The organism is Nostoc sp. (assembly GCF_036917935.1).
Lineage (GTDB): Bacteria > Cyanobacteriota > Cyanobacteriia > Cyanobacteriales > Nostocaceae > Nostoc.
In genome coordinates, this window is record NZ_JBALEL010000068.1 from 320,742 (window position 1) to 341,275 (window position 20,534).

General features: G+C 39.9%; 19 protein-coding genes. 7 read left to right on the plus strand and 12 right to left on the minus strand.

The window, feature by feature from the left end; genetic code table 11:
- Positions 1-108: 108 nt before the first annotated feature.
- Entirely contained in the window at positions 109-1,155 is a 1,047-nt protein-coding gene (csaB, locus tag V7K62_RS31075; protein ID WP_334871008.1) for a polysaccharide pyruvyl transferase CsaB, read from the minus strand.
- Positions 1,156-1,301: 146 nt separating this feature from the next.
- On the opposite strand from csaB, the gene V7K62_RS31080 reads away from it, so the two are divergent.
- Genes V7K62_RS31080 through hisA form a run of 3 tightly spaced genes read left to right on the plus strand, consistent with a single transcriptional unit; the run spans position 1,302 to position 2,735 of the window.
- On the plus strand, positions 1,302-1,637 hold the full coding sequence (locus tag V7K62_RS31080) for a DUF2499 domain-containing protein (RefSeq protein WP_334871010.1): 336 nt from the start codon (positions 1,302-1,304) through the stop codon (positions 1,635-1,637).
- Positions 1,634-1,927: a DUF3593 domain-containing protein gene (locus V7K62_RS31085; protein ID WP_334871012.1), complete on the plus strand. Its 294-nt coding sequence runs from the start codon at positions 1,634-1,636 to the stop codon at positions 1,925-1,927. Before V7K62_RS31080 ends, V7K62_RS31085 begins: the two co-directional genes overlap by 4 nt.
- Positions 1,928-1,961: 34 nt before the next feature.
- On the plus strand, positions 1,962-2,735 hold the full coding sequence (hisA, locus tag V7K62_RS31090) for a 1-(5-phosphoribosyl)-5-[(5-phosphoribosylamino)methylideneamino]imidazole-4-carboxamide isomerase (protein ID WP_334871014.1): 774 nt from the start codon (positions 1,962-1,964) through the stop codon (positions 2,733-2,735).
- Between the two features lie 313 nt (positions 2,736-3,048).
- Here hisA and V7K62_RS31095 read toward each other — a convergent pair whose 3' ends face one another.
- Positions 3,049-3,267, minus strand: a complete 219-nt coding sequence (locus V7K62_RS31095) for an HNH endonuclease (protein WP_334871016.1) — start codon at positions 3,265-3,267, stop codon at positions 3,049-3,051.
- 782 nt (positions 3,268-4,049) lie between these two features.
- On the opposite strand from V7K62_RS31095, the gene V7K62_RS31100 reads away from it, so the two are divergent.
- Entirely contained in the window at positions 4,050-4,454 is a 405-nt protein-coding gene (locus V7K62_RS31100; protein ID WP_334871018.1) for a hypothetical protein, read from the plus strand.
- Positions 4,455-4,645: 191 nt separating this feature from the next.
- Here the strand turns inward: V7K62_RS31100 and V7K62_RS31105 are convergent, their stop codons facing one another.
- The 3 genes from V7K62_RS31105 to V7K62_RS31115 all read right to left on the minus strand — a co-directional run bounded on the left by V7K62_RS31105 (position 4,646) and on the right by V7K62_RS31115 (position 7,583).
- Positions 4,646-4,837: a hypothetical protein gene (locus V7K62_RS31105; protein WP_334871020.1), complete on the minus strand. Its 192-nt coding sequence runs from the start codon at positions 4,835-4,837 to the stop codon at positions 4,646-4,648.
- A gap of 472 nt (positions 4,838-5,309) precedes the next feature.
- On the minus strand, positions 5,310-6,872 hold the full coding sequence (locus V7K62_RS31110; RefSeq protein WP_334871022.1) for a hypothetical protein: 1,563 nt from the start codon (positions 6,870-6,872) through the stop codon (positions 5,310-5,312).
- Between the two features lie 108 nt (positions 6,873-6,980).
- A complete protein-coding gene (locus tag V7K62_RS31115) occupies positions 6,981-7,583 on the minus strand; it encodes a DUF3318 domain-containing protein (protein ID WP_334871024.1) in 603 nt (200 codons plus the stop codon).
- A gap of 232 nt (positions 7,584-7,815) precedes the next feature.
- Between V7K62_RS31115 and V7K62_RS31120 the strand changes: the two genes are divergently transcribed.
- Positions 7,816-8,076 (plus strand): hypothetical protein, encoded by a 261-nt coding sequence (locus V7K62_RS31120; protein ID WP_334871025.1) that lies wholly within the window; start codon positions 7,816-7,818, stop codon positions 8,074-8,076.
- A gap of 81 nt (positions 8,077-8,157) precedes the next feature.
- Here V7K62_RS31120 and V7K62_RS31125 read toward each other — a convergent pair whose 3' ends face one another.
- From V7K62_RS31125 to V7K62_RS31145, 5 genes are all read right to left on the minus strand, one after another.
- Entirely contained in the window at positions 8,158-9,807 is a 1,650-nt protein-coding gene (locus tag V7K62_RS31125) for an iron uptake porin (protein WP_334871027.1), read from the minus strand.
- 133 nt (positions 9,808-9,940) lie between these two features.
- Positions 9,941-10,531, minus strand: a complete 591-nt coding sequence (locus V7K62_RS31130) for a Crp/Fnr family transcriptional regulator (RefSeq protein ID WP_442937357.1) — start codon at positions 10,529-10,531, stop codon at positions 9,941-9,943.
- Positions 10,532-10,867: 336 nt separating this feature from the next.
- Positions 10,868-11,536, minus strand: a complete 669-nt coding sequence (gene phoU, locus V7K62_RS31135) for a phosphate signaling complex protein PhoU (protein ID WP_334871031.1) — start codon at positions 11,534-11,536, stop codon at positions 10,868-10,870.
- Between the two features lie 28 nt (positions 11,537-11,564).
- A complete protein-coding gene (locus V7K62_RS31140; RefSeq protein WP_334871033.1) occupies positions 11,565-12,884 on the minus strand; it encodes a sensor histidine kinase in 1,320 nt (439 codons plus the stop codon).
- Positions 12,885-12,937: 53 nt separating this feature from the next.
- Positions 12,938-13,690 (minus strand): response regulator transcription factor, encoded by a 753-nt coding sequence (locus tag V7K62_RS31145; protein ID WP_334871035.1) that lies wholly within the window; start codon positions 13,688-13,690, stop codon positions 12,938-12,940.
- Positions 13,691-14,204: 514 nt separating this feature from the next.
- On the opposite strand from V7K62_RS31145, the gene V7K62_RS31150 reads away from it, so the two are divergent.
- A complete protein-coding gene (locus V7K62_RS31150) occupies positions 14,205-15,188 on the plus strand; it encodes a hypothetical protein (protein WP_334871037.1) in 984 nt (327 codons plus the stop codon).
- Between the two features lie 57 nt (positions 15,189-15,245).
- A complete protein-coding gene (locus tag V7K62_RS31155; RefSeq protein ID WP_334871039.1) occupies positions 15,246-16,325 on the plus strand; it encodes a hypothetical protein in 1,080 nt (359 codons plus the stop codon).
- A gap of 440 nt (positions 16,326-16,765) precedes the next feature.
- Here the strand turns inward: V7K62_RS31155 and V7K62_RS31160 are convergent, their stop codons facing one another.
- Together V7K62_RS31160 and V7K62_RS31165 are read right to left on the minus strand one after the other, a co-directional pair.
- Positions 16,766-19,381 carry a S8 family peptidase gene (locus V7K62_RS31160; RefSeq protein ID WP_334871041.1) on the minus strand — a complete coding sequence of 872 codons (2,616 nt, stop codon included), beginning with the start codon at positions 19,379-19,381 and terminating at the stop codon, positions 16,766-16,768.
- Between the two features lie 28 nt (positions 19,382-19,409).
- Positions 19,410-20,411: an ATP-binding protein gene (locus V7K62_RS31165; protein WP_334871043.1), complete on the minus strand. Its 1,002-nt coding sequence runs from the start codon at positions 20,409-20,411 to the stop codon at positions 19,410-19,412.
- Positions 20,412-20,534: the final 123 nt, after the last annotated feature.

Consider the following 20,534-nt stretch of genomic DNA (forward strand, 5'->3'; position numbering starts at 1 on the left):
GGTGTATTTCTTCAGGTACTAAGGTTGATGCTGGTAAAATACGGGTGCGTCTTGGTTGGGATATGTGTGTCATATCATTCCCTGTTGATATTTAGATTAGACAAAAACTTAACTCAAAGCTTCACTCAACAACTCGCAGTGCAGTAAAGCACCATCCACCAAAGATTGGATTTTCTCTGATGATAAAGGATCGCCATTGGCGTAATGCTCCATCCAAGTCAGACCAATCAAATTGGGATCATCGGGTAAACTTGCTAAATCCCAACCAGGCATTTCCAAGTCTTCCATGAGATGATTTACCTTGGGGTCATAACTAAGAGCAAAGCAGCGACAACCAACAGATGCAGCCATAATTAAACTGTGCAAACGCATTCCAATTGCCATTTCAACGCCGCGAAACACACCTTTTAAAAGTTGCGGATCTTCCAAACATAAAATTTTGCTGACATCTTTAAGATGTGGTTGAATGGCCTCGGCAATACTTAAATCTTCACTTTTTTGAAACGGCAATAATAAAATAAAAGCCTGCGTAGCTTTTTGAAAGTCAACCAAAGCACGAGTTAAATTTGCCAGACGTGTTTCTGTAAGTTGGGGATGCGATCGCAACGTTACCGCAACTCTCGGCGCAGGTAAATCCCAAAGTCCTGGTACTGGTTGAGATTCCAACGCCCAAACCGGGTCAGGAGCTATAATACAAGGAATTTGCCAATCAGATAATAAAGCTGCACTGGCGCGATCGCGGACACTAACTTTGGTACAATTACTAAAGGTTTGCTTTGCCAGCCAACGAGTTTGCGGACGCACTAACGGGCCAATACCCTGCGCCCAAGCAACAGTTTTCAAACCCATTTTCTGCGCTAATGCCATCAGCCCCCCATAATAAAATGGGCTGATAGTACTGGTAACATCTTGAATCAGACTCCCGCCGCCCCAAATCAAAGCATCACAAGAGCGTAAAGCTTGTAGTACAGGTAAAGGAGCCATGCGATCGCATGTTTCTACATTGTAGCGATCGCGCGTTTCCTCTGGATTACCAGAAAGCACCACAGGTGTTACGTGAGATGGTAACATTTGCAAAAGCGTTGCCAACAAAGCTTCGTCACCACCATTACCTTTACCGTAATACCCAGACAATAATGCCCGCATCTTGACCATTTTAGATTTTGGAATTTGGATTTACAATTTTTTTTATACAGAATATCTGTCGTTGATACAGATATTAGACTCATTCACAAGCTCTATTTTCAAAGTTCGTAACAGAGGAAGATAGAAACAACTCCTAACTCCTAACTCCCCACTGTATGCACACCCTTTCGATTCCCACCTGGATTATTCATATTTCTAGCGTTATTGAGTGGATTGTCGCCATTTGGTTAATCTGGACTTACGGCGAACTCACTAATAACCGTAATTGGTGGGGATTATCCCTTGCCATGTTACCAGCTTTAGTCAGCGCTATGTGTGCCTGTACCTGGCATTATTTTGACAACGCCGAATCTCTGGAATGGATGGTAACGCTTCAAGCTACCATGACTTTAGTTGGTAATTTTACGCTTTGGGCAGCGGCGTTTTTGATTTGGCGTTCTACCAAGTCTGTTAACACTGTTGAACCAAAACCTATAAAATCAGAGCAATGATTTCTAAAGAAACCCTGTTTGCACTTTCACTGTTTCCCTATTTGGGTTTCTTGTGGTTTATCAGCCGCAGTCCGCAAATGCCGCGTTTAGCGCTGTATGGATTTTACGGCACGCTCGTCTTTGTTGCTATCACCATCCCAGCCGGAATTTACGCCCAATTGCATTATGGCGAGTCTTTGGCCAATGTAGATTGGTTGCACGGTGGTGCAGAACTATTTTTGACGCTTTCTAATATCTTGCTTGTGCTGGGTTTTGGGCAAGCTGTAAGGCAATTAAAAATGAAAAACTAGTGTTTAATTGCATTGAATTATGAGGAAGAGTTAAATGGACGTAATTCCAGCAATTGATTTACTAGAAGGTCGCTGTGTGCGACTGTATCAAGGAGACTACGATCGCTCGCAAGTTTTTAGCGAAAATCCTGCTGATGTTGCCAAACAGTGGGTAGATCAAGGTGCTACTAGATTGCATATAGTTGATTTAGATGGTGCCAAAGCAGGTAAAGTAGTAAACCTGGGGGCAATTGAAGCGATCGCTCATGCGGTGTCAGTACCCATTGAAATTGGTGGAGGATTGCGCGATCGCACTAGCGTCCAACAAGTATTCAATCTGGGCATACAGTGGGCAATTCTCGGCACTATCGCCGTAGAACAACCTCAGTTAGTGCAAGAACTCTGCCAAGAATTTCCCGAACAGATTATTATCGGTATTGATGCCCGTAATGGCCGAGTAGCAACTCGCGGCTGGTTAGAAACCTCGGAAGTTTTAGCAACTCAACTGGCTGTACAAATGCAAGAATTGGGCGCCGCCGCCATAATTTACACAGATATCCACCGGGATGGTACACTTACAGGCCCCAATTTAGAAGCTTTGCGAGAACTTGCAGCAGCAATTTCCATCCCGATAATTGCTTCTGGCGGGGTAAGTTCTGTCACCGACTTGTTGAGTTTGTTGACGTTAGAACCTCAAGGCGTGACTGGCGTGATTGTCGGACGTGCGTTGTATACTGGGGATATTTTACTCAAAGAAGCATTACGAGCGATCGGGCCTGGGCGGATTCAAGATATTCCACCGAATTTAGGTTTTTCTACTTTTGCTTGACATTTTCTGTCTTTGGTGACACACTCCACACACTGACCTGAGTACAGGTACAGTGTGGGCTTCTCAACCAATCCGGCTATTGCTTAGGAGGCGTTGAGCTTTAAGAACCGCGTGACCATCGGCTCTATTCAAAATAATTAAAGTCAGTGAAGGAGTTGCCCCCTCCACTGCTCTCCAAAACGGAACGTGATAGTTTCCCATCATTCCGCTCCTCAGTAAAACGGCTGTTGTCATCAGTACGTCATTACCAACATATTGTTTTTCCCAGGCTGAAAAGTCTGGTTCTTACAGGTGGCTTAGGTTTAGCAATATTTCAGCTACATTTGTTACCGAGACTACCGTCAGAGGCAGTCTTTTTGTCGTGGCAATGTCGATGGAGTAGTTGCCAATTATTATATGAGTCCTTTCCACCTTTCGATTTAGGGATGGTATGGTCAACTTCTATCGAATCTCCATCTTTGAAGTAGTTATCACAGTGAGCGCATTTCCCTTTTTGCCGCTTAAGTAGAGTGTCTATTCGCAGATTAAACAAGCTACGGGACTATGCAGCAACAAAGGATAAAACAGTCACACAGATAGTTGAGGACTGGGTTGATAGATTGCCAAAGACAGAAATTGTTCAAAACAATGCTGACCTATAAACTGTTAAGCAATGAGGCTTAAATTGCTCACAGGTCGCATTGTTTTTAACCGCCTTATATCTCGCCACTGTTCGCGGAGCGTTCCCGCAGGGTACGGAGTACCGTTACAGTGGGAGGCTTACGGCGTAACAGCTAAGTTCGCAAATGTAGTCTATTTGTAGAGAGGAGTTGTGTTCGGCGTTGCTGATTAAATGTATAAATCTTGGTGTAGAGACATTGCAATGCAACGTCTTTATAAAGGTTTTGCAATCACGCAAAATCATTTTCATCCCTGCATTCAGCAACGCTTGGCTGCTAAACTAAGAGAATTAAATCTTAACCCCGATCAGTTAGTTTAATTATTTTGGCAACTACCTTTAGATAGATAGGGTAAACACTACGCAATTTCTCATTAGAAATCCCTTGCTAGTAAGGAAAAAATCTACACCGCATATTTAATTTATTTTGTCAATATGTAATCCCCAGCATTGCCTAGTAAATCAGCAAGGCCTTCTGTAGACTGAATCTATATTCATGCTTTCAGTAGATGCAGTTATGACTTTGCAAATGCAATAATATAGATGTTCTCAAATAATAAATAGTTACTGTTGTTCAGATAAAAAATCATATTTTATCAGGTTCTAGTAACTTTGGTTTTTAGACTAATTGTTTGATGTTTTGAGAAGGTAGCACAATGAATAAAATCCTAAAACGCGCACTTCTACCCAGCCTGATGGCTGCAAGTTTAGCTGGTGTCACCTTAGTTCCCGCCAAACCCGCTGCTGCTGATGACCAAGTACTAAGAGATGTAGGTATTGGGGCTGTTACCAATGTTGTAACCGGAGCTGTTAGGGGAAATGGTAATGTATTAGGCAATGCTGCTAAGGGTGGTGTGACTGGTGCAGCCGTCAATGGTGCAAATGGTCTGAGAAACACTCGCAATCGCCGTCACCGGAACATTGGTCAAGATGTCGGAGTCGGTGCGGGGACTAGCGCAGTAACTGGCGTAGTTACTGGCGATGGCAGAGATACCCTTGGTAATGCTGTTGATGGTGCGGCTGTAGGTGCAGCAATCCATTTATTAACCAATGGTAAATAATTCGTAAATTCATTCATCAGCTGAAATATTTTCCAACGATTAACGAACTTATCCCTCCCTAATTCCTCTGCTTCCTAAAAGGAGCAAACCTAACCTCGCTTTCTAGTAGGAAAGCGAGGTTAGGTTAGGTTAGATTTATTTGAGATATATGCCACCGTCAGGATCGGATGACTTAGACTTAATAGTAAGCTCTAGCCCTTCAACGCCTTTCTAAAGTTGCGACGATAAGATTGATTTGTAATAAACAAAGCTGGCCATAGCAAAGCTAAACCAATCCGATTGGTCAAAGTTGGATTAAAATTAGTCCGTCCAAAGCCATTCCAAAACTTCCAAGCGCCGCCTCCGTAAACCGCTATCAAACCAATAAAAATTAAGGTACTCATTCCCATCAACTCCGTTCGTAACTGACAGAATTTAAGTTAAGTTTTACCACACGAGGTAATCACCTCATAAGCAACACCGAGAAGGTATGACAAAAATCCCCAGTTTTTGATATCTAAGTCAGTTAAACACACATTCTCTTATTCCAGTGTAGAGTAGCCTTATGGATTGCAGCCAGTTATTAGCGGTGGCAAGCTAGTAAAAGAATGCAAAAGCCTTATTTTTGAGGTGTTTTGGCAACACATTTTGCTTGTATAACAATTAAGCCCTTAGTTTTTAAGACAGAACATCTCTGTAAAATGGCTAAGAAAGCAGGATTAGTTCCTTGCTGTAGCTTTAATGAAATATTTTTTTTATCGATAGCCACTGGATAAAACAAGTATTTATGGCGACACATTCAAATGTAAATGCTGATCCTCTAGTACAATAAAGTCTATAGTATATTAAACTAGAAAGTTCTGTGGCGCATTATCATTATACTTCATCTACCCAATAAAGATAATATCTTTCACTATCCACCCAGCCTCTCTGAAAATATTTTATCGGAACAATTTTCAAATTATTGCGGTTGACATTCAGTTTTTTATTTAAAATCAGCAAAACTTTCTTTCGCTCATCTTGATTTTCAAGTAGAGAATTAATCTGGCTTAATATCTCAGCTTGTTCCACTTCTTGACGACCTTTTTTAAATAAAGTAAAGCTTCCCATTTTTTCCACCTCTGGATAGTAAAACTTTCGATTGAGATAACCCGATAAAGGAGCCATATTCGCATCTCGACTGGCAACAATAAACTCATTATCTAATCCAGATTTGTGAATATATTGGGCTGTTTCGCGACTAGCAGAAAATGGTATAACTAAATCTCTTGAAAAACTATAAATTCCTCCCCCAAACTGGACATAAAGAATGAGCATCAAAGCGATATAATGCCATTTGTGAATAAATGTAATTGAACGTGGAAGAATAGAAATTTTATTAAGTAAAACTATAGACTTTTGATAATAACTTCCCAGCCATAAAGCCGCTATTAAAACTAAATAGAAATGTCCAAAATGCCGTGGCATACCTATAAATCTCAAGTATGTAAAGGCAAATAATATACAATTGCCTATCATGTAGAAAAATAAAATAACTGGCTTTTCAGATAATTTTATTAAAGTTAAAACTACAATAAACAAAGCAATTGTCGCACAAACAATTAAATCCAGCCATCTTTTATGTGCAGGAATAATTAATAAATAACTACCAAATACTCTGCCGACGCTTCTCAACAGATGACGGATATCTAATTCTATTAGCCAACCATTATTTAACCCACCGTGAAGATAACTATCTGTCGGAGGAGTAATAATATAAATCGATAAAATAAAAGATAATGTGATAATTAAAATACTTAAAAATAAGTCGTACTTTTGGGTTTGACTAAAATACTGCTGCCGATGTTCACGATCAAAACAAAATTCAGCCAGCAAAGTTAATAATAAAGAAAATGATACTAGTAAACCATAAGCACTACTATTTGCTAGTAAACCCAATAAAATTGCCAAATAAGCATAAGTTATTTTCCTAGATGCAAAAACTGTACAGAATGCAAAAACAAATAACATACTAAAGGCATAGTTTCGAGAAATTAAAAGATATTCGTAAAAAGGAAAGAACCCAAAGGAAAATAGAAATTTTTGTTGATAGTTAAAAGGGCTATACAGGCAAAAAAGTGTAACTGAAACAACAGTAATTGCCAAATGGAAGATTTGCATAATAATAGGATCATCGACTATTTTTCTCAGAATTGCCAGAGAAAAATACCATAGAACAGGATGACCTTCATAATGAATATTTGCAATTAAATCCCCCAAAGAGCTACTATCTCTGACAATCAGCCACGGATTTAGTTCATCTCGCCACATGGAATGGTTAAGAATACCTATTAAACCAAGAAAAGAAAAAAGAATGATAATAAACCAAGGAGAATTAAAAGGTAATTTTGAAGTATATTTGCTAATTTTCTTGCTTAACATTGTTAGTTCAGAATCCAATTTATTTGGATCATCAAGATTGCTGTAAATGCTATCATCATCAGATATTCTTCTGATTCTTTAACTATTCAGACAGATGAATTCTGACTTCGGAATTATTACTCATTTTTACTTATAACTTTCTGGTATACCGACTGGTGATAAACCTGCGATCGCTCTTAAGTTTTGGCAACGAATCAACTCAGTAAAATTGAAACTGGAACGCCCTTCAATTTTGGCTACCGCTTCAATTGCAGATAAAAGATGCTGTGCTGCTTCAGCTTCTGAATAACCACGCCGCTGTGCTATTTTAATTGCGGCGGCATCGGCATTTAACTCTGACTCTTGAGATTTATTAGTGCGCCAGATCCGAAAAGCAGCGATCGCACTTAATCCCCCAGCTACGGCTACACCCACTACATCTGACTGTGCTGCTTCCAAGAATCCGCCTAACAGCCCGGCCAACACCACACCTTGATAAATGTCGGGTTTAAACCACTTCACCCCAGTTAACCAGCTAACCATCTGTAACAGCAGCAAGTCTCGTTGCGGCTTTGTCAAGCGACGCCACAAATCAAAATTAATATATATCGGTCGCGCTTGGTTCCAGGGTTGGGGAAAGGAGGCGCCAATCACTTTTGCTTGCTCTGGCTTACTAACGATTTTTGTCGTCATCCGACCAGAAGCAGGCATCACATCTAACAAACGGCGAATTTCAACATTTGGCTCCATAAATTTAATTATTAGTCATAATGTGCATACTAACTAGGGGTTTAAAAAATAAACTTTTCGTGTTAACCTTTGATTTGTGAGATGCTCTGGCAGCCTTGAATAAATTCAGATCAAGCCATAAGAATATTGATTCAGCAGTTTGATAGTGTGGCGGGATTTTATAATATTCGTTTGCCGCCAAATTCAAAACCTCAAAGTTTTGGATCGCCATTAAGATTATATTTGTAACTACATGGATGCTTTTGCTCCTTTCCAGCCTGAATGGACGAATCAGGCAACACACGCTTATGAGTTTTGCTGTCCTAACTGCCACTCAAGTAGCCTAGAAGCTGAAAAAGTTTGGCTAAATCGGCGATCGCCTGTACTTACAGAAGACCGTCGTCGCAAATGGCAAGAGTTCTACTACTGTCACTGTGGTTCTGTGTGGTGGGCTTGGAGTAGCGATCGCCCCCCAAAAGATATATCCAATCAGCCAGATTACAATCCTACATAGCTAATTTTTTTCTAAACAAAACCCCACTTTTAGGTGGGGTTTTGTTTATCTAATTCTGAGCTTTATATTTCATCCCCGATTTTAGAAGGAGAAAGTAGTACGCAGGGTACCTACGTATTCAGTGTCATTAGCGTCGTTGTGTTCTGGATTGAAGATTACCAACAAACCAGGTGTTACCAGAATATTATCGGAAATCTTGTACTTGTAAAGACCCTCTAAGTGATAAGAAGTACTGTCGTCGAAGGTAGTATTGCCAGCAACATTTTTGATGCTACCACCAGTAACTTTGGGTGATTGACCAAAGATAATACCTAAAACGTTGCCTTCGCCACCAAAGTCTTTCAAAGCAAGCGCTCCAGCCCAGTACCAAATATCTGCGTCTGCACCCGCATTAGCACCAGTAATAGCATCAGCAGTTGTATAACCTCCCCAACCACTAATAGCCAACTTAGAACTAAATTGGAAGCTAGCTTCTACACCGTAGTTGTTGGATTCGGTACGAGTGTTAGCCCCAAAAGGAGTGTTGGCAAAAATACTACCTGTACCTTGGAAAAGGCTATTGGCAGCACCATCACTTTGATAAGTGCGAGCGTAAGTTAAACCAATATTAAAGGCTTTGGTGGGTTGGAAAGATAACTGACCAAAGATGGCATTATCACCATTCAACAGCCCATTATTAAGGGTGGGGTCGTTAGCAGTCCTAGCTAGATAAGCACCACTCAAGCTGATGGCGCCTTTAGGATTGAAGGTAACAGTTACACCAGAGCCACCTTGACCTTGGCGATATATGGGGCTGAAACGTCCATAGCGTGAGAGCGCACCTTTACCAGAGCTTGCAAAGTCAGAGTTGAAGTTATTAACGTTTTCGTATAACTCACCACCAGTAGCATCAACTTTTACACGCACTGCGTCAGTCAAATTGAAAGCATAGTTGATTTTATCGATTACAACAGAGTTGCCGTTGTCTCCATCAAAACCCAAGCGGCTCATGTTGGTACCAGTACCAGTACCTAATGCATCATTACCACGATTGGAGATGGTGTTATTAGCATTCAGCCGGATTTGCAACTGGTCTTTACCAGTGAAACTGCTGTATAAGTTTAAACGAACGCGATCGCTAAAAGTAGTATTAGAATTTAAGTCTTGAGTAGGATCGCCACCACGAGCGGCTCTAGTGTCACCAAAAACATCAGATACGGCGAAAATTGCTTCTCCAACCAACTTGGTGGTAGTGGAGAACTGATTAGCTTCCAATTCAGAAGTGCGGGCTTCTAGTCCATCAACACGGCCGCGCAGAGTTGCTAATTCAGCAGAATATTCTTCTTGTAAGCGCTGTAAAGTAGCTAAATCTTGTTTGCTAACCAAATCGGCAGTAGCTGTAGCAATCAGTTCATTAACCCGATCTAAACAGGCATTCAAACCTGCGGCAAATTCATAACGAGTTAAAGCACGATTCCCACGATAGGTACTGTTAGGATAACCTGCAATACAGCCATAGCGCTCAACTAGAGATTGTAAAGCTTGGAATGCCCAATCTGTAGGCTGTACATCCGAAAACTGAGAAACTGATGTTACCTGACTCATGTCGTTAGACTCTTGAGCTTCAGATAACTGCCCAACATTTGTTACCTGTTCGTTGACTTCAGCAGCTAAGGCACTATTAGCAATGAAAAATGTCGCAGCTAATACAACCGGACTAACCTTAAAGAGATTCCAGAATCGTTTTGTCATGTTTTTATTCTCACTCACACCTACAATAATCCAGTCATGATAAAATGCTTTAAACACTTCTCTTTCGTGGATTTCACACACAATCACAGCCCCGATTATACCTTTATCTTGTGATTATTACAAGCAAGTTCAGTTAGCATACTGCTGAACTATAATTTTTAATTAATTTATTTGGGAAGCGCAAAATAATGCGGCGTTTGTGACGTAAAACTGTTCCTTCTTTCTCTAACTGCTGTAGGAGTCGGGTAATTGTTACTCGCGTAGTATTTAACACTTCAGCAATATCTTGATGGGTAACATTGAGATCGATTAACTTGCCCTTATCTACGTCACGTCCAAATTTTTCACTTAACCAGACTAAAAATTGCCATAAACGTAGCGAAATTGGTTTTCGATGCACAATGCTTAGTAGATCCTCTGCCTGTTGAATGTGAGACAACAAAGCATTAATATCTTGATGCCACAAATGAGGTGGCACAATGCTTACTTCTACGCCTGTGAGACATTCAATCTGGTAAGGCTTCACCTTAGACAAAGGATAGCCAATCAGATCACCTAGTCCCCAATAACCGAGAGTGATGAATGTTCCATCTTCACTCCACGTTAAGGTACGAACTGCACCATGCTCAATGCGCCAAAGTACGTCATTTTGAAGTGGAATTACTTCCCGACGGGTAAATATATGATGGGGTAATTGTCCGCTAAAAGCAGAGCTATTTGACACGGCAGAAGAGTTTGAAGTAGGACTTTCTGATGGCAACAACTTCTGATTTAAGGTATCTATTCGGTGAGATAGACCCGAAATTTTTTAGTTGTTTATCCGTTACTTTAATTGTGCAAGTTTAAGAATAGGTAAGCTTTTAGTAAAATATTTAGTTAACTTATTTTTAATTATTTAGTATTTTCTGAAGACTAAGTAAGTATGTAGGCGCAGATAATTGTGAAGATTAGGGTGAAATGGCGCTTACTAAATCGCTGGATTTAGATCCCCGACTTCTTGTAGACTCCCTTAGAGTGGCTTCCCAGAGGGTAGAAGTCGGGGATCTGGGCAGCACGTCAATTAAGAGCGTTGACCGGTGACAATATATGCTACCCTTTGACCGATATTAGTAGCATGATCCGCCATGCGTTCCAGACAACGAATTGCCAGTGCTAGCAATATAATTGGCTCGACTACACCAGGCACATCCCGTTGTTGGGCTAAAGTCTCATAAACGCGATCGTAGGCATCGTCAACAGTATCATCTAGGTGCTTTAAACGGCGTCCACCAGCTTCATCGAAATCTCCCAAAGCCCTTAAGCTAGTTGCTAGCATCGCCTGCGCGTGAAGGGACATAGCTTCAATTTCTGGCATTGACGTATGAGGCGCATAAGGAAAAATTTTAATCGCAATCTCAGCTAAATCCTCAGCATAATCGCCAATGCGCTCTAAGTCTCGCACCAACTGCATAAAGGCACTTAAACAGCGCAAATCTTGAGGTGTAGGCGCTTGCAGCGTCATAATTGCCGTACAGTCTGATTCGATTTGACGATAAAAGCGATCGATCTTTTTATCTAATCGGGGGAGTTCTTCAGCTGCTGTTAAGTTACGAGCAAATAACGCTTGGTGGCTGAGGCGAAATGATTGTTCTACCAAGGCACCCATGCGTAATACATCCCGTTCTAAGCGCCTAATAGCGCGTGCGAGTTGTGGTCTTTGAGGATTGGGAGTATAATCGACGGCTTTCACACTTGTTTTCTCAAAGGTGAAGATATTACTAACTATAGTCTTGGCTTAGGGAGTTTGCCATAACTTCAGGAAATTGGAGTTGCATCCACGCACCGCCAGTTTCTGGATGGTTCATGGCTTTGATTGAACCAGCGTGGGCGATCAGAATTTGCTCAACGATCGCTAATCCTAACCCATTACCAACGATCGCCCCTATGGAGTTACTATCTTGGGGGGAATGGGTTCGCGCTTTATCTCCTCGATAAAATCGCTCAAAAACGTGGGGTAAATCTGCCTCAGAAAACCCGACTCCAGAATCAATAAGATTTATTTCCAGGATTGAGGAAGCAGGATCGTTATCCTTTGTTGATAAGATTTTCGCTTCAACATGAATACTTGTACCAGGAGGACTGTACTTAATACTATTGTCTAGCAAATTCAGAAAAACCTGGTAAATCCGGGCTTTATCTCCCTTAATCCAAAGATTTTCGGGGCCAGAATAAGAAAAAGACAGATGTTGGCGCCCTGCCAAGGGTTCTAGTGTTTCCCAAACAGATGTAATTAGCGATCGCAATTCTACAGCTTTGGTTTGCAATTGCATATTTGGGTTTGCTTCCATTTGGGTAAGTTCTAACCAGCTTTGCACCAAGTTAATCAGTCGGTCAACTTCTTGCATGAGGCGGTTAACCCAGCGATTTAAAGGCGGTTCTAAACGATTTTGTAAAGTTTCTACAACTAAGCGAATCGAAGTTAGCGGCGTTCTGAGTTCGTGTGCTAGATCAGAAAAAGAGCGATCGCGTACTTGATTTATATCTAATAGGGGTTGACGATTTTCTAAAAATACTCCCACTTGTCCATTAGGTAAAGGCAAGCTAGAAGCCCGCAAAGCCAGAGATTTTATTGTTGCCATCTCTGCCGGATCATCACAAGATGGATGAAATATCCATTCTCCCATCTGTGGTTTTTGCCAATCACGAGTTTGCTCAATTAAATGGTCGAGTTCATAAGACCTTACCAACTCCAGTAATAAGCGCACTTGTTTTGGTTGCCACCTTTGCAGATACAAAATTTCCTGCGCCTGTCGATTACACCACAGCAGTTGATTTTCCTCATCTACCTGCAAATATCCCACTGGTGCAAAATCTAGTAGGTCTTGGTAAGTTTGCAACGACTGCTGTAAATCTTGCCGGTGCTGTTTCACCATCGCTATTTCCTGCCGCAACCCAGGAATCAGCATCAGTCCCATCTTGTCAGAATGGGAGGTTAACGGTCGGAGTAAGCGCCCCAGGTAGCGGTTAAGTTGAACCTGTTGCCAAATCCAAAACCCAATGCCTACCGCTAAACCCAGAAAAAATCCCAATAAAAGCATTTGAGTTGTTAGTTTTTTGGTGACTACTAAAAACTAACAACTATCGAAACTAATTATCCAAACCTATAGCCAAAACCTCTTACAGTCACAATATATTCGGGATGACTAGGGTCTTGCTCTAATTTTTCGCGCAACCACCGAATGTGAACGTCTACGGTTTTACTATCGCCGACGAAATCCGGCCCCCAAACCTGATCGAGCAATTGTTCCCGTGACCATACCCTACGGGCGTAACTCATAAAGAGTTCCAGCAACCGGAACTCTTTGGGGGAAAGACCCACTTCTTGACCACGAACCAGCACGCGACATTCTTGGGGATTCAAGGTGACATCCTTGAATTTTAATACTGGTATTTGTGGTAAATTACTTAGGCGTTGGCGGCGGAGTAAAGCGCGACAACGAGCCACTAACTCGCGCATACTAAAGGGTTTGGTCAGGTAGTCATCTGCACCCACCTCTAACCCCAAAACACGGTCAGTTTCACTACCCTTAGCACTGAGCATTAAAATAGGTACTGGGTTGCCTTGATGACGCAGCAAACGGCAAATATCTAGCCCATTGATTTGCGGCAGCATCAAATCAAGAATGATCAGATCAAAGGGAAGTTCCCCTGAATTGGTTTCAAAACTTTTGAGATATTCTATAGCAGACCGCCCATCGGGGGCAGTTATCACCCCGTAACCTTCTTCTTCCAGAGCTACAGCTAGCATTTCCTGGATTAATTCTTCATCTTCTACTACTAGAATACGGCTGGTTTGTCCAATGTCCGTTCTAGCAGAATATTTGGTCGATTCACTGGTATACATTGATCTCACAAAAGTCTAGGACTGTGCTTGTATCAATTAGGATGATTAAGTCTATTATCTCGCCTTAGTGCAACCGCGCTTCTACTAGGGTTAATTCTTTTAGATTTTCTTTACAAAAATTAACATATACCACAGCAGTCTCGTAAATCATAAATCACTGTGGCTGCAAGCTTCTCATAGTTTTTTAATTAAGGACTTTGAATTTTCGATTCTGTCTTCACAAGATGAAAAAACATTATTGCATCAAAGATGATCTTGACAAGAGGAGATTAGGTTAGGTATATTTATTTTAGTACAAAAATACTATTAAATCTCAAAAGGAAAACTATACCTGAAAAACAGAAGGACATATATGTGGAAAATTCGTACCCACCTAAGTGTCATCTGTCGGTCATTTCAGTATTTACACTGGGTTAAAATGTTGATTCAAAGGCTACTCTGATGTCTGCATAGGGTAGTCATTGGTATGGCTTGCTACCCAATAAATCATTTGCCTATTGAAGGGAGTTGGAAGATGACTACAGTTGGAGTCAAAGACAGCAAACAACAACTAATGCAAGCATTTCAACAAATTATTATCCAAAGAAAAAAGCTGGAATCTAAAATAGCAACCAAACAAGAGGAAGCAGAAAAGGCAAAAAGTCAAGGAATTCTGCAAGCAGCTTCTGCATATACCGTTGATAGTATTGTCAAAGGTTTAGCTGATTTACAATTGGAGTTTGGCAGTATTCTCAATGGATTATCTGAAAAACTAGCTCAAGAAAATTCCAAGTTAGATGAATTGAACCGAGCTATAGAAATTGAAACTCAACGCCTACAAGAGCTTCAAGAAATTAGAGTTGTAGCAGATACTCTAGACATTTTAAGTCAAGAACACCAAGAAAAATTAAGAACACTCGAACAAGACACTATCAGCAAAAGGGAAGCACTAGAGAAAGAAATTACAATCAGGGGGAAAGAATGGCAAAAAGAGCAAGCAGAGTATGAAGAAAAACTCCAAGCATATAATGATTTATTAGCCAAAGATCGCCAGCAAGAACAAGAAGAATCTCTGTATAAGTTAGAAACTACTCGTAAACTCAATACAGATAGTTACGAAGGGATAAAGCGCCAACAACAAAGGGAGATACAAGAAAATTCTCAAAAGAAAGAGAAAGATTGGGCAGAACGAGAAAAGATATTTGCTAAACGCCAACCACTCTTTGCAGATTATGAACACAAAGTAACTACATTTCCTAACGAACTGGAAGAAGCCGTTAAGAAAGCTAGAGAAGAAGCAATTAAAGAAACAAGCCAAAAAGCTAAAGTAGAGGCTGATTTATTTGAAAGAGAATGGGAATCTAACAAACAGAGTTATGAACAAAAAATTCAATCTCTGGAAGAAATAATTAAGAAACAGTCCGAGCAAATAGAAGGCATTTCTGCTCAATTGCAAACTGCATTAAAACAAGCACAAGACTTAGCTATGAGGGCTTTTGGTAGTTCTAATCCTAAATAGTTGTGAGTTAGTAGGTAGCATCTTAATCATTTTGAATTCCTGAAGAGGAGGTTTGTTGTGGTGGTAAAAAAACCGACTGATAAGAATACTAAATTTGAAATTATTCAGGCGTATGAGGAGTTAGCAAAAGAAAGAGCAGCACTGAAATCAGAACTAGACCAAGTGGCCAAAGAAAACCAGTCTGGAACTAAAGAACAGCCTAAATTAGAACAAAAAACAGCTATTAATCAGCTTTCTAGTGTCCAACAAAAGATGAACAATACAATTGAAAGCTTGGCAAAGATTCAGTTAGGTTTTGGCAGTGCTGCTAATGAATTATCGGAACAGCTAACCACAAAAGCCTCTAAGTTGGAAAACATAAAGCAAACTTTAGAAGAAGAAATCCAACAATTAACACAGTTGCACAATTTAGAAGTTTCTGATGATATCCTGGATACTCTCATCCAAGCCTATGAAGATAATACTAAAGCTTATCAGGAAGAATATAGCCGACGTTCTGAAGTGTTATTCCAAGAAATACTAGAGCAAAGGAATACTTGGGGAAAAGAACAGGAGGAACAGCAACGGGCGATAAAAGAACGGAATGAAAACTTGAATAAAACTCGGCAACGTGATGCAGCAGAGTACAAGTATAATTTAGAACTCCAGCGACAACTGCAAAATGACGAATACGAGCAAGAGCAGAAAGCGCTACATAAGCAATTGGAAGAATTACTACAAGAAACAGAAAAGCAGTGGGCTGAACGCGAGAAAGCAATTTCTGAGAGAGAGAAACAATTTGAAGAGTTAAAAGCCAAGGTAGAGGCTTTTCCGAAAGATAAAGAAGCAGCTATCAAAAAAGCTACAGAAGAAGGCAAAGGCATCGCCTACTACCAAGCTAAAGTAAAATCAGATTTATATTCTAAGGAAGTGGAAGGGCAAAAGCGTTTCTATGAACAAAGACTGCAATCTCTAGAACAAACTATTACTAATCAAGAGACGCGGATTCAAAATCTTTCTAAACAACTTGAATCCGCTCTCAAACAAGTTCAGGATTTGGCAGTTAAAGCTATTGAAGGTAATTCAAATGTTAATTCATATCAGGCAATTAAAGAAATAGCTTTAGAACAGGCAAAGACTCAAGCAAAAAATAAATAAGCTAATTTATTTTTGATGAAAATTGCAGAGACTTAATTGAATTTAAGTCTCTACAAGTAACTCTAATGCTTTTTATTCGGTTTTCTTTGGTTTTTTGAGGTCTGGGGGAGGTTGTATTTTCTTCTTTTTTGTTGGGCTAGCCTGCGTTTGCTTCAATGCTTTGTTGGAATTTTGTTCTTGACTAGACATAATACTAAGTTTTAATATCTATATTACTGGTATTCTTGATTACATAAGTATATCACAGAGAATTTAAGTTTAACTAAAACTAGTTAGTAAATAATATTACCTCTGTAGGAATCTTCGCTTTTAACGGGATAAATAAAAATCTTAATAGGTATCTGGTGAAAAAGAGACGTAGCAGTGCTAAGTCTCTACAAGAGTTCTGGATAATCTATATTTAATTTATGGAGATGTTTAACAGCGGGGGTGCGATCGCCTCAGCTACCTACAATAGATTGAACTTCTATCAGTGGTTGAATCTCTGTTGCAACTTGAGCCTCAACAATAGATGTATAAATTGGAATATCAGCTTGTATAGCTTCAAAGCTCACAACTAAAGAGTATGGAACGCTAGCTTCTGGATCGTTATTCCAACCTTCATGTCCAACTACCGCAATAGAAAATGCCTCTGTAAGTTCAAATGAATTTACAACTGTCCAATCCTTCTGAAGGGTTCCTGCACTTCTAGAAACACCCTCAATCTTTCCGTGGTTTTTTGATCTTTTCCCAACAGTCCATTTGAAACCTTTATCTCCCCTTTCAGCATCTTCTGGAGCATCATACTCTTTTAAAATTCTTTCTAGAAACCTCTCTGGATCTTCACCTTTCTTACTACATTCCCAATCTAGCCAAGTTGAAAGATATTTTCGGCGATTTCTACGGGTTCGACGTGGTTGTGCTTTGTATGACAAAGTAACTTCTAGCAGAATCTCCAGCAATTCGCCTTGAGAACGTAGTTGTTCTGGAAGTTTTACTTGGTAAACATGAGCTTGTTTAGCGACAATACGGCGTTCTCCTGTTGTCATCAGAGTGATGCGATTGGGAGCATTACCCAACGCACGATCAACATTAGGAAGACCATAACCAATTTGACGGATAACATGCAGTTTATTAACATCATCCGCACTTGTCCATTCTGGCCATCTTGCTGATTGCACTATTAATGCACGGTAAAGAAGGCAACTTTCATTAGGTAACTCAGCAGCAAGACGCGCAGCAATATGGCTTACTTTTGGCGCTGCAAATGATGTTCCTACATTGTCAGCAGCAAGTGCAGGCCCACCATTCAATGTTGAACGCACTAATTCAGGACAAACATTTTGAGGATATGTAATGTTAGGTGGTGTACCTTCGTCTATAACAAAATCCCCGCCATATTCAACTACTTCTGGCTTAATCGTCTTCCAAATTCCTAATCCAGAGCATGAAAAGGCTGAAGGCTTATCCTTCTGTGAGATAGAAGAATAGGGAAATTGATGGTAATAACTTAGAGCAATTGAACCAACTGTTAAAGCTTGAAAGCTTTGTGCAGGATTAGCAATTCTACATGAATCCTCCAACAGATAATCTGGATATGGTCGATTGGCTGCTAGATGTTCTTTCACAGATAATCTTGTAAAGCCTATTTTTCTGCCTTCTGAAGGTAAATTACCAGCTGCAACAATAAAGAGGATATCCTTTGTCCATGTCAAATTATCAATTGTTGCTGCCCAAGAACTCATATACTGGGTTCGGCAGGGAACAGATCCAGCAATACAATGATTAAAAATTCTTGTTTTTGTTTGCTCGTAGTAAATTTTTACAATTTCAGATAGAAAATTTGGGGGAAATAGCTGTTTAGGTAGTTCGCAGTTAGCATCTAGAACTCTTGCATTTTGAATCCAGCAAATAGATTTTTCCTTGCCACTACGAGGTATAGTCCTGGGGTAAAGAACCGCACCAGCTACTCTAGTTCCATGTCCACCGTTGCCATAATAGTCAGCAGCTGTATGAGTTTCTCCTGGAACCCAAGACCTTGAACTTTGTGAATCAATCGCTGCTTTTAAAAGAAAATGACTTTCTTGAATACCACTATCAATAACACATACATTAGGAGCATTTGATTCTGGTGGCTCTAGTTGAAAATCGATATTACCAACATCTGATAAAGTTTCAGACTTAACAAATTCAGTTATATCATCAGGTAAACTGACATCAAAAACATACGGGAAATTTAAAACTAAATCTTTTAATCCCTTACCAGAAATTTCAATTCTGCAAGAAAAGCTATCTGGTAGTTGAGCAGAATTAGGAATATGTCCATCAATAATATTGAAAATTTCTCCTTGATATCCTTGAACAAAATCTGTAAAATCATCTTCTCTTTCTAACTTGATATCATCCCATTGTTGGTATGTTGAATCACGTTTATTTATCCATTCACTAACTCGTCTAGTATATCTTTCATCAGTTTCGTTAGGCTTTTGTTCTGCTGGATAATCAGAAAATTGAGACTTAGTGCCTATACAGGAAATTCCCACATCTACTATAAAAATGTTATCGTCAGTGATTTGTTCCCATTCATTAAGCAATTCTGGTGATAAAATGTATTCTGGTCTTCTAGTTCCATTCAAAATTTCCCATATTTCCGCAATTTTATTACCACCTCGTTCTGCTTTAATAAATTGTTCTATCTTTGTTTGTAGTTTACTAAGTTCTGGATCATTGGCAGAAGCCCCAATAATATATCCATCTTCTAATTCAGCAATGACCTCAATACCATACTTTCTCAGATCCTCTACATCAAAAGCAATAGGATCTATCTTTAAAATGATAGGTTTAGATTTTTCAGGAAGTAGCGGCTTTCCTTCTTGCTCACGTTTTTCTTGAGTATCTTGCCAATCAAAGATTAAGGATTCAACTGAACCTTTAAGTTTACTTCCATGTCCCTGGCGATTTCCCAGATTAACAACTGTGATGGGATTCTTTTTTCCTCCTCCTGTTGGTGGTACAGCGCTTCCTTGTCTTGTCAACCTAAGCGTGATATGCGGAAAACCCTGAGAACTTTCAACCATTTATTTATCCAGACACCAAAATTTAATACTAGGAAATTTTGATTTCTGCGATCGCTTCTTCTAAGTGTTCTTGAATCACTAGCTCCTCTCGCTCAAGGATTGCTCTTTTAGCTGCATCTTGTGCAACCCTCACAGCTTGAGCGGCAGAAAAATCTCTCATCTGCTCAATGATCCTTGGCCAGTTGATAGATCCCACTTCAATTGCAGATAATGTTTCCTTTAGTATAAATTCTAGCTCTTGTTCTCCGGGTTTGGATACTGCGATCAAATCATCAAATCTTCTCCAAAGAGCAGTATCCAGAGATTTATTCAAATTCGTTGCTGCTACCAAAAGCCCAGAAGACGGTTGATATTCATCCAATATTTGCAAAAATGTATTTACTACTCGCTTAATTTCTCCTACTTCTTGAGAGTCTTCCCGTGTCTTAGCAATTGAGTCACATTCATCAAGAAACAATAAGCATGGACTTTTTGAGGCATCCTCAAATACAAGTCTTAAATTGCTGGCAGTTTCGCCTAAAAAAGACGACACCATTGCATCAAACCGAACTTTCAAAAGTGGTAAACCAGTATTCCAAGCTAAACGCTCTGCTCCTAGCGTCTTTCCACAGCCAGGAGGGCCATACAAAAGTATTTTTTGTCTGTAACGCAGTCCATGATGAGCAAGCCTATCTCTTGCTGCATACTCACGCTCAATTCGGCAGAAACGTTTCTCAACATTTTCCGGCAACACCATGTGATGTCGCAATTTATCCCTTGGTATGATAGTTACCAGAGGAAGATTAAATCGTTTACTGGTTGGTAATTCAGTTAAAGCCTGTAAATTTTCTGGTATTGAAGAAGTAGGTTTGCTTATGTTAGTAGGCTTCTCTTTCTGGCTTTTTTTAGTGATATTCTCTAACTGGTCAGCTAAGAGAGTATGCCCCTTAGTCCGTTCTTCCTCAATCACTAAATATGTCAGCTTGTCAATCGCCTCTTGATCTGAACTAGCGATCGCTCTAAAAAATCTCTTGAGAAGCTCTGCTTTCATACTGCCTCTCAGTATAAATAGTAATTTTGGAATAATTAGTACTATTGTACTACATAAGTATAGTGCGTTATAAATCATAACGCGATCAGCTTGTTTCTAATCATTATATTAATTTATATAACA

Coding starts and splice junctions, on each gene's coding strand:
- csaB (WP_334871008.1), bottom strand. CDS start 1,155: ATGGTCAAGATGCGGGCATTATTGTCTGGGTATTACGGTAAAGGTAAT.
- V7K62_RS31080 (WP_334871010.1), top strand. CDS start 1,302: ATGCACACCCTTTCGATTCCCACCTGGATTATTCATATTTCTAGCGTT.
- V7K62_RS31085 (WP_334871012.1), top strand. CDS start 1,634: ATGATTTCTAAAGAAACCCTGTTTGCACTTTCACTGTTTCCCTATTTG.
- hisA (WP_334871014.1), top strand. CDS start 1,962: ATGGACGTAATTCCAGCAATTGATTTACTAGAAGGTCGCTGTGTGCGA.
- V7K62_RS31100 (WP_334871018.1), top strand. CDS start 4,050: ATGAATAAAATCCTAAAACGCGCACTTCTACCCAGCCTGATGGCTGCA.
- V7K62_RS31105 (WP_334871020.1), bottom strand. CDS start 4,837: ATGAGTACCTTAATTTTTATTGGTTTGATAGCGGTTTACGGAGGCGGC.
- V7K62_RS31115 (WP_334871024.1), bottom strand. CDS start 7,583: ATGGAGCCAAATGTTGAAATTCGCCGTTTGTTAGATGTGATGCCTGCT.
- V7K62_RS31120 (WP_334871025.1), top strand. CDS start 7,816: ATGGATGCTTTTGCTCCTTTCCAGCCTGAATGGACGAATCAGGCAACA.
- V7K62_RS31125 (WP_334871027.1), bottom strand. CDS start 9,807: ATGACAAAACGATTCTGGAATCTCTTTAAGGTTAGTCCGGTTGTATTA.
- V7K62_RS31140 (WP_334871033.1), bottom strand. CDS start 12,884: ATGCTTTTATTGGGATTTTTTCTGGGTTTAGCGGTAGGCATTGGGTTT.
- V7K62_RS31145 (WP_334871035.1), bottom strand. CDS start 13,690: ATGTATACCAGTGAATCGACCAAATATTCTGCTAGAACGGACATTGGA.
- V7K62_RS31150 (WP_334871037.1), top strand. CDS start 14,205: ATGACTACAGTTGGAGTCAAAGACAGCAAACAACAACTAATGCAAGCA.
- V7K62_RS31160 (WP_334871041.1), bottom strand. CDS start 19,381: ATGGTTGAAAGTTCTCAGGGTTTTCCGCATATCACGCTTAGGTTGACA.
- V7K62_RS31165 (WP_334871043.1), bottom strand. CDS start 20,411: ATGAAAGCAGAGCTTCTCAAGAGATTTTTTAGAGCGATCGCTAGTTCA.